The 20,408-nt window shown below is 69.8% G+C and carries 20 protein-coding genes; 9 read left to right on the forward strand and 11 right to left on the reverse strand.

Annotated elements, in window-relative coordinates; all coding sequences use genetic code 11:
- Window positions 1-36 precede the first annotated feature (36 nt).
- The 3 genes from N2M23_RS04940 to N2M23_RS04950 form a co-directional block, all read right to left on the reverse strand.
- Window positions 37-555 carry an acyltransferase gene (locus N2M23_RS04940; RefSeq protein ID WP_265443730.1) on the reverse strand — a complete coding sequence of 173 codons (519 nt, stop codon included), beginning with the start codon at window positions 553-555 and terminating at the stop codon, window positions 37-39.
- A 96-nt stretch (window positions 556-651) separates the two neighbouring features.
- Window positions 652-1,563 carry a siderophore-interacting protein gene (locus N2M23_RS04945; protein ID WP_265443731.1) on the reverse strand — a complete coding sequence of 304 codons (912 nt, stop codon included), beginning with the start codon at window positions 1,561-1,563 and terminating at the stop codon, window positions 652-654.
- A gap of 282 nt (window positions 1,564-1,845) precedes the next feature.
- Window positions 1,846-2,145: a hypothetical protein gene (locus tag N2M23_RS04950; RefSeq protein ID WP_265443732.1), complete on the reverse strand. Its 300-nt coding sequence runs from the start codon at window positions 2,143-2,145 to the stop codon at window positions 1,846-1,848.
- A gap of 455 nt (window positions 2,146-2,600) precedes the next feature.
- Here N2M23_RS04950 and N2M23_RS04955 point away from each other — a divergent pair, with 455 nt between their 5' ends.
- Window positions 2,601-3,233 (forward strand): DUF2461 domain-containing protein, encoded by a 633-nt coding sequence (locus N2M23_RS04955; RefSeq protein ID WP_265443734.1) that lies wholly within the window; start codon window positions 2,601-2,603, stop codon window positions 3,231-3,233.
- A gap of 6 nt (window positions 3,234-3,239) precedes the next feature.
- On the opposite strand, the gene N2M23_RS04960 is transcribed toward N2M23_RS04955, so the two are convergent.
- Entirely contained in the window at window positions 3,240-4,553 is a 1,314-nt protein-coding gene (locus tag N2M23_RS04960; RefSeq protein WP_265443735.1) for an AI-2E family transporter, read from the reverse strand.
- Between the two features lie 150 nt (window positions 4,554-4,703).
- Between N2M23_RS04960 and N2M23_RS04965 the strand changes: the two genes are divergently transcribed.
- Window positions 4,704-8,576, forward strand: a complete 3,873-nt coding sequence (locus tag N2M23_RS04965; protein ID WP_265443736.1) for an AAA domain-containing protein — start codon at window positions 4,704-4,706, stop codon at window positions 8,574-8,576.
- A 31-nt stretch (window positions 8,577-8,607) separates the two neighbouring features.
- Complete coding sequence (locus N2M23_RS04970) at window positions 8,608-8,838, forward strand: hypothetical protein (RefSeq protein ID WP_265443737.1); 231 nt, start codon at window positions 8,608-8,610, stop codon at window positions 8,836-8,838.
- Between the two features lie 37 nt (window positions 8,839-8,875).
- Here N2M23_RS04970 and N2M23_RS04975 read toward each other — a convergent pair whose 3' ends face one another.
- The 7 genes from N2M23_RS04975 to N2M23_RS05005 all read right to left on the reverse strand — a co-directional run bounded on the left by N2M23_RS04975 (window position 8,876) and on the right by N2M23_RS05005 (window position 15,240).
- A complete protein-coding gene (locus N2M23_RS04975; RefSeq protein ID WP_265443738.1) occupies window positions 8,876-10,366 on the reverse strand; it encodes a catalase in 1,491 nt (496 codons plus the stop codon).
- Between the two features lie 189 nt (window positions 10,367-10,555).
- On the reverse strand, window positions 10,556-10,918 hold the full coding sequence (locus N2M23_RS04980) for an MscL family protein (protein ID WP_265443739.1): 363 nt from the start codon (window positions 10,916-10,918) through the stop codon (window positions 10,556-10,558).
- 192 nt (window positions 10,919-11,110) lie between these two features.
- Window positions 11,111-11,827 carry an SAF domain-containing protein gene (locus tag N2M23_RS04985; RefSeq protein ID WP_265443740.1) on the reverse strand — a complete coding sequence of 239 codons (717 nt, stop codon included), beginning with the start codon at window positions 11,825-11,827 and terminating at the stop codon, window positions 11,111-11,113.
- Window positions 11,824-12,648, reverse strand: coding sequence for an S-methyl-5'-thioadenosine phosphorylase (locus N2M23_RS04990; protein WP_265443741.1), 825 nt, complete (start codon window positions 12,646-12,648; stop codon window positions 11,824-11,826). Before N2M23_RS04990 ends, N2M23_RS04985 begins: the two co-directional genes overlap by 4 nt.
- 88 nt (window positions 12,649-12,736) lie before the next feature.
- A complete protein-coding gene (locus tag N2M23_RS04995) occupies window positions 12,737-13,066 on the reverse strand; it encodes an FmdB family zinc ribbon protein (RefSeq protein WP_265443742.1) in 330 nt (109 codons plus the stop codon).
- A gap of 20 nt (window positions 13,067-13,086) precedes the next feature.
- Window positions 13,087-14,622, reverse strand: coding sequence for a potassium/proton antiporter (locus N2M23_RS05000; protein ID WP_265443743.1), 1,536 nt, complete (start codon window positions 14,620-14,622; stop codon window positions 13,087-13,089).
- Between the two features lie 36 nt (window positions 14,623-14,658).
- Window positions 14,659-15,240, reverse strand: coding sequence for a 5-formyltetrahydrofolate cyclo-ligase (locus tag N2M23_RS05005; RefSeq protein ID WP_265443744.1), 582 nt, complete (start codon window positions 15,238-15,240; stop codon window positions 14,659-14,661).
- A gap of 60 nt (window positions 15,241-15,300) precedes the next feature.
- Between N2M23_RS05005 and galU the strand changes: the two genes are divergently transcribed.
- The 6 genes from galU (at window position 15,301) to N2M23_RS05035 (ending at window position 20,341) form a co-directional block, all read left to right on the forward strand.
- A complete protein-coding gene (gene galU / locus N2M23_RS05010; protein WP_265443745.1) occupies window positions 15,301-16,263 on the forward strand; it encodes a UTP--glucose-1-phosphate uridylyltransferase GalU in 963 nt (320 codons plus the stop codon).
- Window positions 16,264-16,334: 71 nt separating this feature from the next.
- Window positions 16,335-17,552: a molybdopterin molybdotransferase MoeA gene (locus tag N2M23_RS05015; RefSeq protein WP_265443746.1), complete on the forward strand. Its 1,218-nt coding sequence runs from the start codon at window positions 16,335-16,337 to the stop codon at window positions 17,550-17,552.
- A complete protein-coding gene (gene moaC / locus N2M23_RS05020; RefSeq protein ID WP_265443748.1) occupies window positions 17,549-18,028 on the forward strand; it encodes a cyclic pyranopterin monophosphate synthase MoaC in 480 nt (159 codons plus the stop codon). The genes N2M23_RS05015 and moaC overlap by 4 nt, the downstream gene beginning before the upstream one ends.
- Entirely contained in the window at window positions 18,025-18,495 is a 471-nt protein-coding gene (locus tag N2M23_RS05025) for a MogA/MoaB family molybdenum cofactor biosynthesis protein (RefSeq protein ID WP_265443749.1), read from the forward strand. The genes moaC and N2M23_RS05025 overlap by 4 nt, the downstream gene beginning before the upstream one ends.
- 55 nt (window positions 18,496-18,550) lie before the next feature.
- On the forward strand, window positions 18,551-19,111 hold the full coding sequence (locus N2M23_RS05030) for a GNAT family N-acetyltransferase (RefSeq protein ID WP_265443901.1): 561 nt from the start codon (window positions 18,551-18,553) through the stop codon (window positions 19,109-19,111).
- 123 nt (window positions 19,112-19,234) lie between these two features.
- Window positions 19,235-20,341, forward strand: a complete 1,107-nt coding sequence (locus N2M23_RS05035) for a hypothetical protein (protein WP_265443750.1) — start codon at window positions 19,235-19,237, stop codon at window positions 20,339-20,341.
- The last annotated feature ends 67 nt before the right edge of the window (window positions 20,342-20,408 follow it).

The raw sequence follows: 20,408 nt of genomic DNA on the forward strand, positions 1-20,408 counted from the left end.
GTAGGTAGCTTTGTGAACCAGGTCACGTTGGCCGGCCTAGGGGAGGCGACGGATCAGCCGGGCGGGCACTCCGGCATACAACGAGTCGGGCTCGCAGTCCTTGGTGACTACCGCTCCGGCGGCCACGATGACGCCGTCGCCGATCGTCACGCCCGGCAGGATGATCGTTCCCGCGCCGATCCAGCAGCCTGTGCCGATCGTCACCGGCTTGACCAAAGGCGGCTCAGGGCAACGTAATTCGTGGCCGCCGATCTGATGGGTGTAGGTGATGACGAGGGTGCGAGGGCCGAGGTGGCTGCGATCGCCCAGGGTCAGCGGTCCCTGCAGCAGGCACTCCTCGCCGACGGAGGAGTCGGCGCCGAGTCGCACGTCGTCGCTCATGTGCACGCGCGGCCGGACCGACGTGGTCGGCTCGATGAGTGCGCCGGTGGCGCGCAGCACGCCGACCCGAAGTGGCTCCGGTGCGAGCGACGAGCACACCCCGGCGCGGGCCACCGCGTAACCGGCGCGCCGCATGCGGGCTGCCACGGCCTTGATCTGGGTGTTCACCGTCATCTGTCTCGCCTCCCTGACGCGCTGCCTGCCACGGCACGCTAGCCGTCCAGCATGACAGCTGTCAGGAAAATGATCGGTGGATTCTCGCCTGGGCGATCAGGAGCCCGCGACGCCCTCGCGCCAATAGCCCATGAAGCACACCGCCGCGCGCGGGATCTCGAAGTCGTCGACCAGCATCCGTCGCAGCGCGCGCACCCGTCCGGACTCGCCCGCGACCCAGGCGGAAACCGCCGGGGGAGCGGCGGCGGCCTGCTCGGTCGCGGTGACCTCCCAGTAGGGGTCGTCCCCGCCGTCGTCGATCACCGTCGTCTGCGCCTGATCGCCGTCCAGCGGGCCGAGGCCGGCGAGCCATTGCCGCACGGTGCCGAGCTGATCGTGCCCTGCGGAAGTGACGCACCAGTCGAGGTGCACGCCGCTCGGCACCCGCACACCGCGAGCATCCTCGGCGTGGGGCACCTCGATGCTGATGAAACCCGTTGCGGTCGAGGGGAGTTCGCGGGCTATCCCGGCAATAGCCGGCAGCGCCGTTAGGTCGCCCACGATCAGTTGCCGCGACCTGCCCGCCAGCTCCCGGCGAAACTCCAACCCGCCGTGCGTCCCGTCATACGACCTGGAGGGGCCGAGGATGATCGTCTCGTCGCCGACTGCCGACTCCGCGGCGAACCGTGAGCCCGGCCCGGTCGCGCCGTGGTCGACGAAGTCGACGTCGATCTCGCCGGTGTCCGGTCGCACCGCCACGATGGTGTAGGTCCGGATGTGCGCGCGCCGGTCCGTCGGTTGGCTCCGCCATACGCTGAACCAGTCTGGGCCCATTGGGAATTCGTCGAGCGTGTCACCGCCGCCCTGGGGCAACACGACCTTGATCCGTTGGTCGTAGCCGTTGTCGGCGAAATCGGCGAGCTTCGGGTCGGCGAAGGTGAGCCGCACCAGGTTGCGCGATCGCCGCTGCCGCCCGACCAGCCGCACCCGGAACAGTCGGAACGGTTGGATCTGCGTGGTGGCGCTCATGCTGCTCCGCCCTCTCCGGCATCGATTGCAGTAGGTAAGGCTACCCTAATACGCCGCTCTCTTCTGGTACGGCGCAGCCCGCGCACACACCAGCGGGTACGGCGTGCCGCGACTGCGCCCGAGGTGAGCGCCGTGGGTGACCAGCACGCCAACGACCGGATCGAGGCGGCGAGCAGTGAACTCGGGCGGCACTGCATGTCCCGCTCAGGCGTCCTCGGAGGCATCATCTGCGACGCGTGTGGCACTCTGCCCGGCGCCCGAGGCCGCCGATGAGTGACCGATTCAGCGCCGCCGACGACCCGAGACGACCGCCTCGACCGCCTCACGGACAAGCACCGATTCCTTCACGCCGCGCTCTTTTGCCAGCCGCTGCAACTCGCGCTTCGTTGCGACCGACACGCGAGCATTTACCGTCGGCGACACCTTCCCCGGCCTACTCAACGACGGGCGCCCCGCCCGGCCAGACCGCAGCGCCTTCTCCACGGCGGCATCAGCGACCTTCTCGGTCACGCGTACTCCGGTGGGGGCGCGATAGTCCTCCGCTTCCAGGTCAGCATTGCCGGCGTCCACGTACTTCGCCATCACCCTCATCCCGTCGTTCCCTGTCCGCGCAGGTGAGTCGGCATTACGTGCTTCACCAACACGATCGACTCACCCGTGCGAGCGTCCTCAACTTCGATCCCCACGATTTCCAGCTCGCGGCCACGCTCATCCGCGCCGAGCCAGTAGAGGGTGGCCAGTCCGCCCCGAACTCCTGGCGGGGCTCGGTGTGCTCAAGCACGAAGAACACGCTTGCCCGGCCGACCCTGTGCCGCCGAGCGGACTGCGTGAACTTCACCTTCCGCAATGACCTAGTTATGTCTCACAAAAATGGGTTTTGTCAAACAAAACACAGTGGGTACCACCACGAGAGGACCAGCAAGTGAGCGACGTCTGCATACGCGGCTGCACCTGCCGCGACCGGCCAGGTTGCGATGCCGCACGCAGTCGTCGGCGACAAGGCTGCCGCGTCGGCGCCAGCCCCTACGATCGGCAAGGTGACGTTCACCGGCATCCCCGAAGCGGCCTTCGACTTCTACGACGACCTCGAGGCCGACAACTCCAAGACGTTCTGGACCGAGCACCGGCAGACCTACGACGACTCGGTGCGGGCGCCGATGACCGCGCTCGGCGAGGCGCTGGGCGGCCAGTTCGGCGAGCCGAAGGTCTTCCGGCCCAACCGCAATCTGCGGTTCAGCCCGGACAAGACGCCCTACAAGACCCACCAGGGAGTCTTCGTCAAGGCAGCCGAAGCCACCGGTTGGTATGTCGAGGTCTCGGCTGCGGGCGTGATGGTGGCGGCCGGCTGTTACTACGCGGATTCGGCTGCGTTGAAAGCAATCCGGGCCGGCATCGATTCGGCGGACGGTGCCGAACTGGAGCGGATCGTCGGTGAACTCACCTCGCACGGTTGGGAATTCATGGGTGAGGAGCTGAAGACCGTGCCGCGTGGCTACTCACCGGATCACCCGCGCATCGACCTGCTCCGGCGTAAGAGCATGGTGTTGTCGACCACCTACGGTTTCGCGCCGTTCGTGCGCACGCCGGAGTTGCTGGACCGGGTGCGCAGCGACTGGGAGGCCGGCCGGCCGCTCGTGGAGTGGATCGGTGACCATCTGGCCCGCGGCTGAGCGGACTCAGTCGTCGTCGTTGCGGGATCGGCGCAGCAGCCGGGCCATCTTGTGCCCGTGCTCCTCGCCGGCTTCTGCGGCATACCGGCCCTCCGCGGTGACCGCTTGCAGATCCTTGGCGGAGGCGTCCCCGGTGCGCAGGTCGATCTGCTCGGACAGGTAACGCCACAGCACCGCGACCGTCGCGGCGACCGGCACCGCGAAGAATGCACCGACGATGCCGAATTCGGTGCCACCGAAGGCGATTGCGAGCAGCACGATCGCCGGGTGCAGCCGCATCGAGCGGCTCTGCAGCAGCGGCTGCAACACGTGTCCCTCGACCTGCTGCACCAGCACGATGATCACCAGCACGATGATCGCCTTGGTCAGCCCGACCGTCACCAGCGCGACCAGCACCGCCACGGTGCCCGCGGTGAAGGCACCCACGATCGGGATGAAACCGCCGAAGAAGGTCAGCACCACCAGCGGCACTGCCAGCGGGACACCGAGCACCACCAAACCGATGCCGATGCAGATCGAGTCGACCGCGCTCACGATCGCCTGCGTGCGAATGAAGCCGGACAAGGTGTTCCAGACCCTGGTCAGGGCCTCGGTCAGGTGCGCGCCGGCGCCGCGGCCGACACTGACTCGCAACCACGGCAGGAATCGCGGACCGTCCTTGAGGAAGAAGAAGGTCAGGATCAGCGCGACGACGCCGTCGATGAGCACCCGTCCGGCGAGCGTGACTCCGCTCAGCACCTGCTCGGCAATCTTGTCGCCGCTCGACTTCAGCTTGTCGGTGATCGTGGTGGTCGCCTGGTCGATCTGGTGCGGCTGGATGTGCAGCGGCCCGTCCTGCAACTGGTCGCGGATCTGGTTGACGCCCGCCACCGACTTGTTCACCAGGTCACCCCACTGTGAGGAGACGGTGGGCGCCATCGCGGCGATGACCCCGCCGAAGACCAGGAAAGCCACGATCAGTCCGGTTGCCGCGGCGAGCGCCGGCGGCCAGCGGTGGCTGCGCAAGAAGCGCACCATCGGCCAGAGCACCGTGGTGACCAGCAGCGCCACCGCCACCGGCAGCAGCGCCGACCAGAACATCTCGAAGACCTTGAGGAACATCCAGGTCGCGACGCCGATCACGATCAGCCGCAGCGACCAGCTCGCGGTCCACTTCAAACCGTGGCTGATGACGCCGGCTCGATCCAGGCCCTGATTGGGGTTGCGGTCCTCCGCCACCGCAGCCGTCCGGGGCGGGGTTGCGCCAGACTGCTCGTAGTCCGCGATCACCTTCTGATCGCGGTCGAGCACCCGATCCGGGTCGCTGGGCCGGTACTTCATCGGTGACGGTTGTCCTTCCGGTCGCGTGGCTGGTCAGGAGTATGACGGCAAACCCGCGCGAGTGGCGAATCCTGGCGACCCGCGTCATACCAAGGGGTGAGGTGGGCGCGCCTGCCCGGCGCTGCGCGTGGCGGAGGCTAGCCTTGCTCGGTGAGTTCCGTGCCGCCGCAACCTGATTCGGCCAACCCGTGGCTGGCGACGGGCCGAGATGGGCTCGTCCGCGACGCGGTCGCCGGATGGCAGAGCCATCTGGTCGACCTCGGCGGCCGCAACACGCTGCTCTGGTTTCGTGACCTGCCGAGCGGAACCCTCGACCTGACCCGGGCGCACCCGGCCGGCATTGCGCGGTTGTTCTCGTCCGGAGTCGCGCCGCTCACCGATCTGATCCGTGAACCCGCGGCGCTCGCGGACGCTGAGCGACGCGCTCGCGTCATCCGGTCTCGCACCCGCGAACTCGCCGAGGAACGCGGCATCTCCACCTGTTATCTGGCGATCGGGATGGCGACCTGGGACCGGCCCGGTGCCCCGCGCCCGCCCGCGGCGCCGGTGTTGTTGCGTCGTTGCGAGGTCTTCACACCGACCGGGCAACCCGACCGGCTCGGGCTGCGGCTCGCAGGTGAGGTCGAATTCAACTCGGTGCTGGCCAAGTACCTGCAGGTGGAGTGCGGCATCGACCTGGACCTGCAGGCGATCGACGACTACCTGCGAGGACGTGCTGCCTCCGACGGCGGTCCCGTGCTGAGCGCGGTGCAGGACGCCTGCGCTGACGTGCCCGGCTTCCGCGTCGAGCGGCGCTACGTGGTCGGCACGTTCAGCTACACCAAGCTGCCGATGGTGCGTGACCTCGCCGACCAACTCGGCCAGCTGTCGACCAACCACGTGGTTGCCGCGCTCGCCGGTGACGAGGACGCCCGGCTGCAGGTGAGTGCGCAGGCCCCGCCCTTCGCCGAGGCGGACCCGGCCACCGAGCACCTGGTGCTCGACGCCGACGCGACGCAGCAGGACGTCGTCGAAGCCGTGCGGGCCGGTTCGCATCTGGTCGTGAAGGGACCGCCGGGCACCGGGAAGAGTCAGACCATCGCCAACCTGATCGCGGCGATCGCCGCGGATGGTCGGCGGGTGCTCTTCGTCGCCGAGAAGCGCGCCGCGATCGACGCGGTGGTCAAGCGCCTGGACCAGGTCGGGCTCGCTGAGCTCGTGCTCGACGTGCACGGACGCTCGGGTGGGCGCGGCGGCGATGTGGTGCGTGCGATGGATGACGCCGTCGGCGCGGACGACATGTTGCTGCAGCCGGTTGACGGATTGGTCGCGCAGCGCACGCAACTGGCCGAGCACCGCCGGGCGATGCACGAGCCGCACCTGCCGTGGGGGGTGACGGTCGACGAGGCGCAGACCCGGCTGAGCGAGTTCCACGCGATGCGGCCGGCCCCTCGCTCGCGGGCCTGGATCGAGCCGGACGACCTGCAGGCGATGAGCGTCGTACGACGACAGGAGCTCGCCGACGAGCTCACTCGCATCGCCGAGCTCGGCGCCTGGCGCACCGACGACGAGGTGGACCCTTGGTTCGGCGCGCGTGTCGTGGGTGCCCAACAGGCTGCCCGCACGCACGATCTCGTGCAGGGGCTCAGCGACGGCGGTCTGCGCGAGCATCGCGACCGCCTGGATGCGCTGTGTGACCGGGTCGGGCTGCCGGTGCCGCGGACCATGCTCGAGGGCGAGGCGCGGCTGGAGCTGATGCGCGAGGCGCACAAGACGCTGGAGTCGTTCCGCCCGGAGATCTTCGAGGCTCCGCTCGACGACCTCGTCACCGCGACCGGCTCCGCTGCCTACCGCAAGGAGCACGGTGCCGATCTCGGTGTGCTGGACCGGCGACGGTTGCGCAAGGAGGCGCGCAATCTGTTGCGCCCGGGGCAGCCGCCCACCGACCTGCACGGTGTGCTGGTCCTCGCCGCAAGTCAGCGTGCCCGCTGGCGGGAGGTCGCCGGCAAGGGTGCTAGGCCGAGTGCTCCGACGGAGGTCGGTGCGCTGGCCGCCGCGCATGAGCGGTTGCGCGAAGACCTCGAGTGGCTCGCCGCGCGGCTGGACGGCACCGCCGAGGGCAACGATCTGCTGGACACCGACCTGGATGCGCTGCAGGACCGGCTCGACCGGCTCGCCAAGGCCGCCGACCGGCTGGCTCTTGTGCCGACGGTCATCGGACCGCTCGACCAGTTGCGCGCCAACGGCCTCGGCGACCTGCTCGACGACCTCGCGGCGCGGCGCGTGCCCGCCGAACGAGTCTCCGACGAGTTCGAATTCGTCTGGTGGCGGGCGGTTCTCGCCCGGATCGCCGAGCTGGATCCGGCATACGGTGAGACCTCCGGGAGTGAGCTGCGCGCAGTCGCCGAGTCGTATGCCGCAGCCGACGCCGCGCACGTGCACTCCGGTGCGGCACGGGTGCGCGCTTCCTGGGTCGGTCAGGTGCGCAGCGCGGTGCGCGACTTCCCGGAGCAGGAGACGCTGCTGCGGGAGCAGACCCGCGTCGAGCGGCCGATGTCGCTGCGCGAGTTGCTACCGCAGGCACCGGAGCTGTTGACCGCGATCAAACCGTGCTGGGCGATGAGCCCGCTCGTGGTCGCCTCGGTGGTCCCGCCCGGGGTCTGGTTCGACGTGGTGATCTTCGACGAGGCGTCGCAGATCCCGCCGGCGGAGGCGATCTCCGCCATCGCCCGTGCGGGCCAGGTCGTCGTCGCCGGTGACCCCCGGCAACTGCCGCCGACCTCGTTCTTCCGAGGGGTCGACGGCTCCGAGAGCGCGGCTCCCGAGACCTCGGAGTCAGTCCTCGATGCACTCACCCCGCTGCTGCCCAGTCGCGAATTGACCTGGCATTACCGGGCATTGGACGAGCGATTGATCGCGTTCGCCAACGCGCAGGTGTATGGCGGGCGGCTGGTCACCTTTCCGGGGGTGGGCGACGACACCGTCGTACGACTCGATGTCGTCGACGGTCCGACCGTCGACGCCGAGTCGCCGGACGCCGAGGTCGACCGGGTGACGCAGGTGGTGCTCGACCAGTTCCGGCAGCGCCCGGAGGAGTCGATCGGGGTGATCACCCTCGGCCAGCGGCACGCCGACCGCATCGAGGCGTCAATCCGAGCCGCGGTCACCGCCGACCCTGCTCTGGAAAGTCTGCTCGCGGAGTCGGCGGAGCCGTTCTTCGTCAAGAACCTGGAGCGGGTGCAGGGTGACGAGCGCGATGCGATCGTGCTGTCGATCGGTTACGGCCGCGGCCCGCGCGGTGAGGTGGTGCACCGCTTCGGACCGATCAGCGCGGAGGGCGGCGAGCGCCGGCTCAACGTGGCGATCACCCGCGCGCGGCGCCGCATGGTGACGGTGTCGTCGTTCCCCGGGGACGAACTCAACCCCACCAAACTCCGCTCTCGTGGCGGCCTGATGTTGCGCGACTTCCTGTTGTATGCCGGGTCCGGAGGCGCCGCACGACGAGTGCACGGCCCGGGTGACGAGACGCGTGAGGGCGCGTCGGGCGTCGTCGGGCCAGGCGTGGTGCGCGGACCCGACGGACGTCGCCGTCGGGCCGCATCCACCGGCAGCGTGCTCGACCGGCCGGTGCTGGCGGGTGCCGATGTCAGCCCGGTGCCGCCGCTGGTGCTCGATCTGGCATCCCGGCTACGCGCCGAAGGTCTGGTCGTGCACCCGGGCTGGGGCACCTCGATCCACCGGCTCGACCTCGCGGTCGAGGATCCGCGACGTCCCGGATCGCTGCTGGTCGCGATCGAGACGGACGGTCCGACCTACGGGTCGATCGTCTCGACCCGTGACCGGGAGCGGCTGCGGGTGGAGCAGTTGCGCCGGCTCGGCTGGGCGCACGAGCGGGTCTGGACCCGTGACCTGTTCCGCGACCCAGCACGCGAGGTGGCCCGGTTGGTCGCCGCCGTGCACGCGGCCTCGCTCGCCCGGGACGACGCCGACCGCATGGAGTCGGCGGCCAAGCGAGCGGCGAACCCCTGGCTCGACGACGAGTGAGCCCAGTTGAGCGAGTGCGTGGGTGAGCGCGATGGCTGAGCAGCCGGCGGGAGAGCAGGGGCGGCGTCGCCGGCCGAGGCGAGCGACTCGGCCGGCGACCGGCGGCGACCCGGCGATCGAGGTGCCGGTGACCTCCAGTGACGACGACAAGCCGCAGCCGGACGAGCAGCCCCGCGCTCGCGCCAGGTCGGTGGACGACGAGAAGCCGGAGGACCCGAACGACCGCTGGCTGCGCGAGCAGCGCCCGCCGCACTGGGAGTAACCGGGGCGAACCAGGTTGTGGGCCGGGTGGGCTTGCCCTAGCTGGTCTGCGCCTGCTTGTACTGCGACTCGATCGACTGTCCGACCTCGTCGTCGATGCTGCGCCAGTAGTCGAACACCCGGGACAGCACCGGCTCCTCGACACCGTCCTGGAGTGCACCGACCACGGTCTCGACGAGTGCCTGCCGCTGCTCGTCGGTGTAGACCTCCCGGATCAGCGTGTGCGCCTGGCCGAAGTCGTCGTCCTCGGCGTGCAGCGTGTAGGCGCTGCGCACCAGCGCGCCGTCGGCTTCCCAGCCGTTGTCGACCGGGCCCTGGGTGTCCTGGTAGGCGCGGCCGTAGGAGTTGGGGGCGTAGACCGGGGCAGCGCCGGTGTGGTGATACTGCATCTGCCCCTCCTTGTCGTAGGTGTTGGCCGGCACGACGGGCGCGTTGACCGGCAACTGGTTGAAGTTGGTGCCGATCCGGTTGCGCTGCGCGTCGGGGTAGGAGAACACCCGACCGAGCAGCATCTTGTCCGGCGAAATGCCAGTGCCGGGAACGGTGTTCGACGGACTGAACGCAGCCTGCTCGATCTGGGCGAAGTGGTTGGACGGGTTCTGATTGAGGGTGAACCTGCCCACCTCGATCAGTGGGTAGTCCTTCTTGGACCAGGTTTTGGTCAGGTCGAAGGGGTTGAAGCGATAGGTCTTGGCCTCGTCATACGGCATGACCTGCACGCTCAGCGTCCACGACGGAAAATCGCCGCGCTCGATCGCCTCGAACAGGTCGCGGCGGTGCACATCGGCATCCGAGCCGGCCAGCTTGGCCGCCTCCTCGTTGGTCATGTTCTCCACACCTTGGTCGGTGTGGAAGTGATACTTCACCCAGAACCGTTCACCGGCCTCGTTGACCCACATGTAGGTGTGCGAGGAGTAGCCGTTCATGTGCCGCCAACTGCGCGGCAAGCCGCGGTCGCCCATGAGATAGGTGACCTGGTGCGCCGACTCGGGCGACAGGGTCCAGAAATCCCACTGCATGTTGTTGCTGCGCAGACCGGAGTCCGGCAGGCGCTTCTGGGAGTGGATGAAGTCGGGGAACTTCATCGGGTCGCGGACGAAGAAGACCGGCGTGTTGTTGCCGACCATGTCGAAGTTGCCGTCCTCGGTGTAGAACTTCAGCGCGAAGCCGCGCACGTCGCGCCACGAGTCGGGGGAGCCGAGCTCGCCGGCGACCGTCGAGAACCGCGCGAGCATCGGGGTCTTGGTGCCCTGCTGCAGAAACTTGGCCTTGGTGTATGACGAAACGTCCGCGGTCACCTCGAACTCGCCGAAGGCGCCGGAGCCCTTGGCGTGCGGGCTGCGCTCCGGCACCCGCTCGCGGTCGAAACGGGCGAGCTTTTCAACCAGGGCGACGTCGTGCAATAGCAGCGGACCATCCGCGCCGACGCTCAACGAGTTGGCGTCAGACTCCCGGGGCGCGCCGGACTCGGTCGTGGAGGGCTTGCTGGGGTCGAAACCAGCCGGGCTGTGGTCGGTGTGTTGAGGCATCGCAACTCCTTGCAAATTTAGTTGTCGATAAGTGCCTTTTCACGCTATCCGGCGGCTCCGGCAGTCGGGTACTCAGGCCAGCCTTCGTCCGAAATGCGCGGGAGCGCCCGGGCAGCACGAAGGGGCGGGGCCGGACGGCCCCACCCCTTCGTGGTCCTACTCAGCTGTGGCTCTCACCTGGATGAAGCGTCAGGCGCGGCCGTTGTTGCGGCGCAGTTCGTCGCGGATCTCGGTCAGCACGTCGACCTCGGTCGGGTCGGCGTCCGGCTCCTTCATGTAACGCTCCTTGAACGCCTCGTAAGGCTTCACGACGAAGAAGTAGACGACGGCCGCGATCACGATGAAGCCGATCAATGCGGTCAGGAACGCACCGACGTGCACGCCGCCCGGCGTGTAGCCGCTGAAGTTCGGGGTGCCGCCGATCTTGCCGACGAGGTCCATGATGATGGTGACCAGCGCGGTCACGACTCCGGCGAAGGCGGTTGCGATGACGAAAGCCACCGCAAGCGCCACCAGGTTGCCCTGGATGAGGAACTTCTTGAAACCAGCCACGAGGTAGTCCTTACTACTGTGAGGGTCACGGTCGACGGCACAGTAGCGGAGTTTCAGGCGCCGTTGAACTCCAAAACGCGCGCGGGTTGATCACGAATGTGCTAAAGCGACCGCGCCCTACCACCCAGTAACCGCAGAATCACAGGCGACACACCGGTCTCACCCGCCACGTGGCCGACTGTCCAAAAAAAGTCAATCGATCGGTCTCAGGGCGAGCAGGATGCCGCCGCCGACGCCGGCAGAACCGGCATTCAGCGCGGTGCCCACCTGCCGGGCGTCACCGGCCGGCATCGCGAGCAGCACCTGCCCCGATCGTTCGGCACCGGCGGAGCCGCTCAGCGGCCCGGCGGCGGAGCCCGCGGTTGGTCCCACGGTTGTGAGGACGGTGGCCCGGTCGGCCACGGTCGCGCCCTGCGCGGTGTCGATCACGTCCACCCGGTCGCCGGGCTGCAACACCGCGGCCAGGCCGGAACGGTCGGCGGGGACACTGATCACCACGTCCCCGGCCGGTGCCGGCGCCCACGACCTTGTGCCGCGGACCCGGCTTGTCGTGAGCGCCTCACCCGCCCGGATCGGCGCGACGAGCACCCGGCCCGGCGCGGTCGACGCTGTCACCGCACCCGGCTGCGCCGTGCCCGCCGGCCAGCGAACCTCGCGCACGTCTGCGGCCGTGAGGCGATGGCCGGCAGCCAGATCCCGCGCAGCGACGGTGACCGCTCGCGTCGGCGGATCCGCCGGCCGCACCGCGGACACGACGCAGGCGACCGCGACGGCCAGCAGTAGTCCGGCGAGGACCCGTCGTGCGCGGGAGCGTCGCCAGCGCGCCTGCCGGCTCGGACCCTGCCAGGTGTCGGGGAGCAGCCGGTCCAGGGTGCGTGCCGGCCGCGGCGCCCGGGTCCCGGCGGTCATGGCAAGGCGAACGGCAGGTCCTGGCCGTCGAGCACCTGGCGGCACGAGCAGGTCGCGGTGTCGTCGGGCTCCGGCTCGGGCAGTCGCCCGATCGCGTCCCGCAAGACGCTCTTGAGACCTTCGATGTTGCGGGCGAAGACCCGCATCACCTCCTCGTGGGTGACCGACTCACCGCCCTCGACTCCGGCGTCGTGGTCGGTGACCAGACAGGCGGTGCTGAAGCACATCGCGAGCTCCCGCGCGACCGACGCCTCCGGCATACCGGTCATGCCGACGACCGACCAGCCGGCCGCCTGGTGCCATTGCGACTCGGCGCGGGAGGAGAAGCGGGGTCCGCCGACGACCACGAGGGTGCCGCCGTCGACGGACCGGTCCATGCCCCGGGTGGCGGCCGCCGACAACGCCGAACGCCCTTGCGGGCAATAGGGATCGGCGAAGGACACGTGCACGACGGGGCCGACCTCGTCATAGACGGTGCTCGCCCGGCCAGAGGTGCGATCGACGACCTGATCCGGTATGACGAGGGTCCCGGGCCCGTTCTCGGCGCGCAGCGAACCGACCGCGCACGGCGCGAGCACCTGCCGGACCCCGAGCGACCGCAATGCCCAGAGGTTGGCGCGGTAGTTGACCAGATGCGGCGGGTAGCGGTGTCCCTGGCCGTGTCGGGCGAGGAAGGCCACCCTGCGGCCGTCGACGTCGCCGATCACGATGTCGTCGCTGGGTGCGCCGAAGGGCGTGTCGACTTGCACCCGCTCGGGGGAGTCGAAGAAGGAGTAGAAGCCGGAGCCACCGATGACGCCGATGTCTGGGGATGCACTCATGCCGGCGAGACTAGCCAGGGGTTGCGTCATACCGGCGGACGCAGGACCCCGACGGTGGATGACGGCGGCCGCCCGTCGGGGATGTGGATCAGGCCGACTTGGCGGCCGGTTTCGACTCGGTCTTGGTGGTCGACGTCGACGAAGTGCTGTCGGTCTTGCTGCCGGAGTCGGTCGACTTCGAGGTGTCGCTCGACTTCTCGGTGCCCGACGTGCCGGACGTCGAGGAGGACTTGCTGCCCGAGTCGCGGGAGTCGGTCTTGTAGAAGCCCGAGCCCTTGAACACCACACCCACCGAGCCGAACTTCTTGCGCAACTGACCGCCGCACTCCGGGCAGACGGTCAGCGCGTCGTCGCTGAAGGACTGGTTGATGTCGAACGCGTGCCCGCAGTCCTTGCAGGCATAGGAATAGGTCGGCACGAAGTGATTGTACGGCGCGCTCACTCGGTGTCCGGACGCAGCGGCGTCGCCCAGCCGGCCATGCGCCCGTCCCGCGACACCGACCGGACTCGCCGGATCGCGTCGCCGCGGGATGCGAGGGTGGTCACCAGCAGCAGCTGATCCCCACGCTGTATGACGGTGCGCCTCCGCGGCACGAACCCCTGCCCGTCCCGCACGATCAGCGTCACGTTGGCGCCGGCGGGCAGGCGCAACTCCTGCACCTCGACGCCGTGCAAGCGGGACGTGTCGCCGACATGCAGCTGCAGCACGTCCGCATCGAGCTCCTCCAGCGGCGTGGCTTCGACATCCAGATCGACCACGTGCGCCTGCTCGACCACCCCGAGCCGCCGCGCGATCCACGGCATCGGGAAGGCCTGCACCAGCGTGAAGACCAGCACGAGCACGAAGACCAGGTCGAAGATCCACTCGGTGTGCGGGGTGCCGACGGTCAGCGGCACGGTGGCGAGTACGACCGGCACCGCCCCGCGCAGACCGGCCCACGACAGGAACGCCTGCTCGCGCCAGCTGAAGCCGAACCACGGCAGGCTGGCCAGCACCGATGCGGGCCGGGCGATCAGCAGGAGCACGAGCCCGACGACGATCGCGGGGATGATCTGCGCGCCCAGCCGGTCGGGCGAGGCGAGCAGGCCGAGCAGCACGAACAACCCGATCTGGGCGAGCCAGCCGAGCGCCTGGCTGAAGCCGCGCACCGCCTGATGGTGCGGCAGGTGCAGGTTGCCGAGGACGAGCCCGGCGAGGTAGGTGGCGATGAAGCCGCTGGTGTGCAGGAGGGTCGCTGCGGCATACGCCAGGACGGTGACGGCGACGACGCCGATCGAGAACAGACCCGACGAGCTGCCCGCGCCGAGCTTGAGCAGCCGGCCGAACAGCCAGCCGAGCGCGATGCCGATGAGGGCGCCGCCGACGAGTTCGGCCGCGGCCTCCAACGCGATGAACCACCAGGGGCCGGGCGACTTGCCGGGGGTCGCGGCGTCGGCGAGGGCGATCACGAGGAGTACGACGGGGGCGTCGTTGAAGCCGGACTCCGCCTCGAGCACGCCGGTGATGCGGGCGGGCAGCGGCACCCGTCGCAGCACCGAGAAGACGGCGGCGGCGTCGGTGGAGGTGACGATCGCACCGAGCAGGAATGCGATCGTCCAGGCCCGTCCTAAGAGCAGGTGCACGAACACGCCGACCACCGCGACCGACACCAGCACGCCGAGCGTCGACAGCAGTGCCGCCGGCGCGACCGCCGTCCGGATGCTCGACCAGTGCGTCGACAGGCCACCTTCGGCGAGGATCAGCACGAGTGCGGAGTAGCCGAGCACCTGGGTGAGCTGGGAGTTCTCGAAGTCGATGCCGAGACCGGCCTCGCCCATCAGCAGGCCGAAACCCAGGTAGATGACCAGCGTGGGCAGGCCCGACTTGTTGGCGAAGCGGACCGCCGCGATCGAGGCGAGCAGCACGAGCGCGGCGACGAGCAGCACGCCGGCCAGGTCGTGCGGGGTGAAGCCCTCGGTTGCGGAGGCGGCCACGCGGGTCTCCTTCGCGGGTGGTGGTGAGTCGGGGCGTCAGTATTTCAGGTCGCGCACCCCGCCCGACGGGGTGAGCACGCCGTCGACACGCCGGTCGTGCGGTTCGCTCGGCACCGCGTCGACGAGTTCTTCGTCGAACACCACGGCCAGCACCGGTATGCCGGGGGCCACGCGTGGCAGCACCCGGTCGTAGCTGCCGCCACCCTGCCCGAGGCGGGTGCCGTCGCGGCCGATCGCGAGCGCGGGGACGAGGACGACGTCGGCCTGGCCGATGCCGTCGCGGCCGAGGTCCAGCCCGAGACCCGCTCCGAGACCGGTGTCCGATCGGTCCCGCCAGCTGAGGTCCTTGTCCGGCAACAACTCCGGCGTCAGCACGCGAATCCCGTTGGCCCGCAGCAGTTCGGCGACGGCGTCCATGGGTGGTTCGGTCGGCAGGGATTCGTAGAGCGCAACCGCCCGCGGTGCGGGCCGGTGGGCGAGCCACCGGTCGACGTGCTCGGCCAGGCCCGCGGCGAGCTCCCGCCATACCTGCTCGGTGGCCTCGGCCCGGCGCTGCGTGCGCCCGGCCCGGATCAGCCGTCGAGCTGCCGACTTGTCGGTCGGAAATTCACGGGCCATGGGCTCATTGTTTACTGCCGCACAACCGGCGAATGGGCCGGTGCCCTAGCCTGTGCGCTCATGACCACCGAGCAGTCTCCCCGTCAGCGTGTCCGGAAGGCCGTCATCCCGGCCGCGGGTCTTGGCACCCGCTTCCTGCCCTCGACCAAGGCCATCCCCAAGGAGATGCTGCCGGTCGTCGACAAGCCGGCCATCCAGTACGTCGTGGAGGAAGCGGCGCGGGCGGGCATCAACGACGTACTCACCGTCACGGGGCGCAACAAGGCGGCGCTGGAGGACCACTTCGACCGGCACTGGGAGCTGGAGAAGGCGCTGGAGAAGAAGGGCGACCAGATGCGCCTGAAGCGGGTGCAGAAGTCGGCCAATCTCGGCAACGTGCACTTCATCCGCCAGGGTGAGCCGCTCGGCCTTGGTCACGCGGTGCTGTGCGCGCAGACGCACGTGGGCAACGAACCGTTCGCGGTGCTGCTCGGTGACGATTTGATCGACGAACGGGATCCGTTGCTGGACACCATGATCGACGTCCAGCAGCAGTATGGCGGCTCGGTCGTCGCGCTGATGGAGGTCCCGGAGGACCAGATCCACCTCTACGGTTGCGCCGCGGTCTCGCAGTTGCCGGACGCGTCGGAGGAACTGGTGCGGGTCGACTCGCTGGTGGAGAAGCCGGCGGTCGGCGAGGCGCCGAGCAACCTGGCGATCATCGGCCGCTACGTGCTGTCGCCGGAGATCTTCGAGGTGCTGCAGCGCACCAAACCGGGTCGTGGGGGCGAGATTCAGCTCACCGACGCGCTGCTGGAGATGGCGCAGCACCGGGACAAGCCGGGCGGCGGTGTCACCGGGGTGATCTTCCGCGGCCGTCGATATGACACCGGCGACCGGCTGGACTACCTCAAGGCGATGGTCCGGCTCGCGGTGCGCCACCGTGACATCGGCACCGACTTCCGCGCCTGGCTGCTGGAGTGGACCGACTCCGACGAGGCGCACGGCCGCTCCGGGGAGCACCAGGAGCACCTCGGTCACTGACCCGCGCTGGTCGAGTAGCCGAGCCGCCAGGCGAGGCGTATCGAGACCCAGCGATCACTACGCTGCTGCCTGTGTTGACGTATGAGCAGTACCGGCAGCGGGTGGTCGATGCGGTGCCGCGGCTGTCCGCCGAGACGGTCGATGTCACCGACCCGTCCGCGCTGCTCGGCCGGGTGATCGCTGCCCCGGTGCGCACCGCCGTGCCGCTGCCGGGTTTTACCAACTCCGCGATGGACGGGTATGCCGTGCGCGCCGCGGACATCGCCGCCGCTGCCAAGAACGCACCGGTCACGCTGCCGGTCGCCGGTGACATTCCGGCCGGGGACACCCGGTCGCTGAGCCTGGAGCCGGGGTCGGCGTGGCGCATCATGACCGGCGCGCCGCTGCCGGACGGCGCCGACACCGTCGTTCAGGTGGAACTCACCGACGCCGGCACCGAGCAGGTCCAGATCCGGGCGGCACAGCCCGAGGGCACCGCGGTGCGCCGGGTCGGGGAGGACGTGGTCACCGGGGACGAGGTGCTGGCCACCGGCACGCTGCTGCACCCGCGTCACGTCCCGGTGCTGGCTTCGGCCGGGGTCCAACAGGTTTCGGCCATCCGGCGGCCACGGATCGCGATCGTCAGCACCGGGGACGAGCTGGTGCCGGTTGGTGCCACGCCCGGCCACGGGCAAGTGGTCGACTCCAACGGTCCGATGCTGGCCGCGCTCGTGCAGGAGGGCGGCTTCGAGCTCGCCGACACCCGCCGCGTCGGGGACACCGGTGAGCAGGTGCGCGCGGTGCTCACCGAGCTCGCCGCCGGCGTCGACCTGATCGTCACCACCGGTGGGGTCAGTGCGGGAGCGTTCGAACCCCTGAAGCTCGCGTTCGAGGACAGTGACGAGCAGTTCGAGTTTGTGAAGGTGTCGATGCAGCCCGGCAAGCCGCAGGGTTTCGGAATGCTCGGCAGCACACCGGTTTTCGCTCTCCCCGGCAATCCGGTGAGTTCCCTGGTCTCGTTCCTCATCTTCGTCGCGCCGGCGGCGCGCAAGATGGCCGGGCGTTCGCCCGCGCTCCCGACCGCGACGGCGCGGGTGGGGGAGACCTGGCAGTCGCCGCCGGGGCGCACCCAGTTCGCACGGGTGGTCTACGACGACGAGGGGCGGGTCGTCCGCCCGATCGGCGAGCAGGGATCGCACGTGCTCGGTGGGCTGGCCGGGTCGCAGGCGCTCGCCATCGTGCCCGGCGACACCACCGAGGTTGCGGTCGGGGAGACCGTCTCCGTCATACCCCTGGACGGCCTGGCATGAGCGACACTCCGCGGTTGACTCACGTCCGCGACGACGGCAGTGCCCACATGGTCGACGTCAGCGGCAAACCGGTGACCGCCAGGGTCGCCCGCGCGGCCGGACGAGTGCTGTTGTCCGACAACGCGGTTCGCGCGTTACGCAGCGGTGCGGTGCCCAAGGGCGACGCGCTCGCGGTGGCCCGGATCGCCGGCATCCAAGCGGCCAAGCGCACGCCCGAGCTGGTGCCGCTCGCGCACCCGGTCGCGGTGCACGCGGTGGATGTCGATCTGGTCGTCGCCGACGATGGCGTCGACATCACCGCCGAGGTGCGCACCGCCGACCGCACCGGCATCGAGATGGAGGCACTGACGAGCGTCTCCGTAGCCGCGCTGGCGCTGATCGACATGATCAAGGCGGTCGACAAGCACGCACGGATCACCGACATCCGGGTCACCGCGAAATCCGGTGGCCGCTCTGGTGATTGGACCGAATCATGACTGCAGCCGTGGTCATCACCTGCTCCAGCCGGGCCGCTGCGGGCGTCTATGAGGACCGCTCCGGCGCGATCCTGGAGGAGGCCCTGCGCGGCTGGGGGTATGACGTGAGCCGCGACGTCGTGCCGGACGGCCCGCCGGTCGGGGCCGCACTCCGGCGCGCGCTCTACGACGGCGCCCGCGTCGTGCTCACCACCGGTGGCACCGGGCTCAGCCCCACCGACCGCACCCCGGAGGAGACCGCCCCGTTGCTCGACCGGGACGTGCCCGGCATCGCCGAGGCACTGCGCGCCGCTGGTGCTGCGAAGGGTGTGCCGACCGCCGTGCTGTCCCGGGGCCTTGCCGGTGTCGCGGGTCGCGCGCTCGTGGTCAACCTGCCGGGGTCGAGCGGTGGCGTTCGCGACGCCCTCGAAGTCCTCGAACCCCTGCTGCCGCACGCCCTTTCACAAATCGACGGCGGCGACCATTAGCGGCCGCGTCTGGCCGGTCGCGGTTGCCGGTCACTGGCGCGGGTCGCAGATCAAGCTGCGTCCGCTGCGGGTGCGCGCCGACCGGCGGGAGTTCGTCGCACTCCGAGGGGCCAACGCCTCCTGGACGCGGCCGTGGGACTCGACGGCGCCGGGTGTCGTCGCTCGCTCGATGAGCTTCAGCCAGATGGTCCGCTTCCAGGATCGTGAGGCGGTCGAGGGCCGGCTGCTGCCGTTCGCGATCGACGTCGACGGTCAACTGGCCGGGCAGATGCACCTTTTCGGCATTTCCCGTGGCGCGCTGCTGTCCGGTGCTGCCGGCTATTGGATCGGCCGGGAATGGGCCGGCCGGTCGATCACGCCGTTCGCGCTCGCCCTGCTGATCGATCACGCCCTCGGCCCTGCCGAGCTCCATCGCGTCGAGGTGAACATCCGCCCGGACAACGCCAAGAGCCTGCGCGTCGTGCACAAGCTGGGCTTGCGCGACGAAGGGCTGCGTGAGCGCTACCTGCACATCAACGGTGAGTGGCACGATCATCGCTCGTTCGCCGTGACGGTCGAAGAGCTCGATGGTGGGTCGATGGTGCAGCGCCTGCGGGAGCGATTCGACGGAGTCTGACTGTGGCATCAGCAGATTCGCGCTCGTGCGCGGCCCCCGTCATACAGCATGAGGGGCTGTGGATCGGGCGACACACCGTGTACCTCCCCGGATCGCAACGTATTTCCGCCTAACGTTCATGTCGTGCAGCAGCCGAGCAGCCTGATCTTCCTGGCCATCGTCGTCATCTGGGGTGCCTACCTGCTGCAGCACTGGATCCGGCGCCGTGAGGCGCTCGCTACCGCACGCTCGGTCGATGAGTTCACCGAGGCGATGCGCGTGCTCGAGCGACGCGACCCGCTGCCGGAAGGCATTGCCAAGTCTGAAGATTCATCGCACGCCAGCCGACCCCCGGCACCGCAGGTCAGCGTCAAGCAACCGCGGCCGTCACTGCGAGCAGGAACTGTCATGACCGGAGAAGCCAAGCGCCCCACATCCGACACCGCACCGGCCTCGAGTCCGGCGCCGGCCGCGACCGCCAAGGTCGCCTCGGCTGCCCAGACCTCGCTGCGCGGCGCCCAGCGGTTCGGCTCGTTCGCCGCGCACGCGGGTTCGCCCAAGCTGCGCGCCGGCGCTCTCATCGCCTGCGTCGCGATCCTGCTGATCACGATCATCTGCACGCCGTTCGGCGCGCTGCCGTGGTGGTCGCCGTTGCTGGCACTGGTCGTCTCCGGCGGTGTCCTCTGGTGGTGCCGCGAGTCGGCGAAGGCCGCTGCTGCCCGCCGGCAGGAGATGGCGCCCAAGCGTGCCCCGCGGACCGCCGTCCGCCAGACCCGCAACGTCGAGGCCACCCCGGTGCGCGCCCGTATGCCGAAGGCCCCGGCCAAGCCCGCCGCGCATCAGGCTGCGGACTCGAAGGCGCCGGCGAAGATGCCGGCCGAGAAGCCGGCCGCACAGCGCCCTGCGGCGCGGCGCGAGAGCGTCTTCGACGTGACCGCCGCCGTTGCTCCGGAGGTGCCCGCCGTGTCGGCCGCGCCCGCTGCCTCGGCCGACCCGCAGCAGCCGCAACAGCCGGTCGCCCAGGAGACGACCGCCGACGGCTGGCAGCCGGTCGCGGTGCCGCGCCCGACATACACGATGAAGGAGAAGGCCCCGCAGCGCCCGGAGCCCCAGCCGGCCCCGACGGTCGCCGACCAGCCGGCGCCCGCCGCGGCCTCCTACGAGCACGTCGCCAACGAGGACCTGCCCTTCGACGGCCTGGCGCTCGACCAGGACTTGGAGGAGTTGCCCTCGGTCTACCGCGCCGGCTGACCCGACCGGTCAGCAGCGGCGGCTGCCGGCACGACGCCGATTTAGCCGATCGGAGCGCCGGTGTTAA

The sequence above is a fragment of the Flexivirga meconopsidis genome, assembly GCF_026162425.1.
Taxonomy (GTDB): Bacteria; Actinomycetota; Actinomycetes; order Actinomycetales; family Dermatophilaceae; genus Flexivirga; species Flexivirga meconopsidis.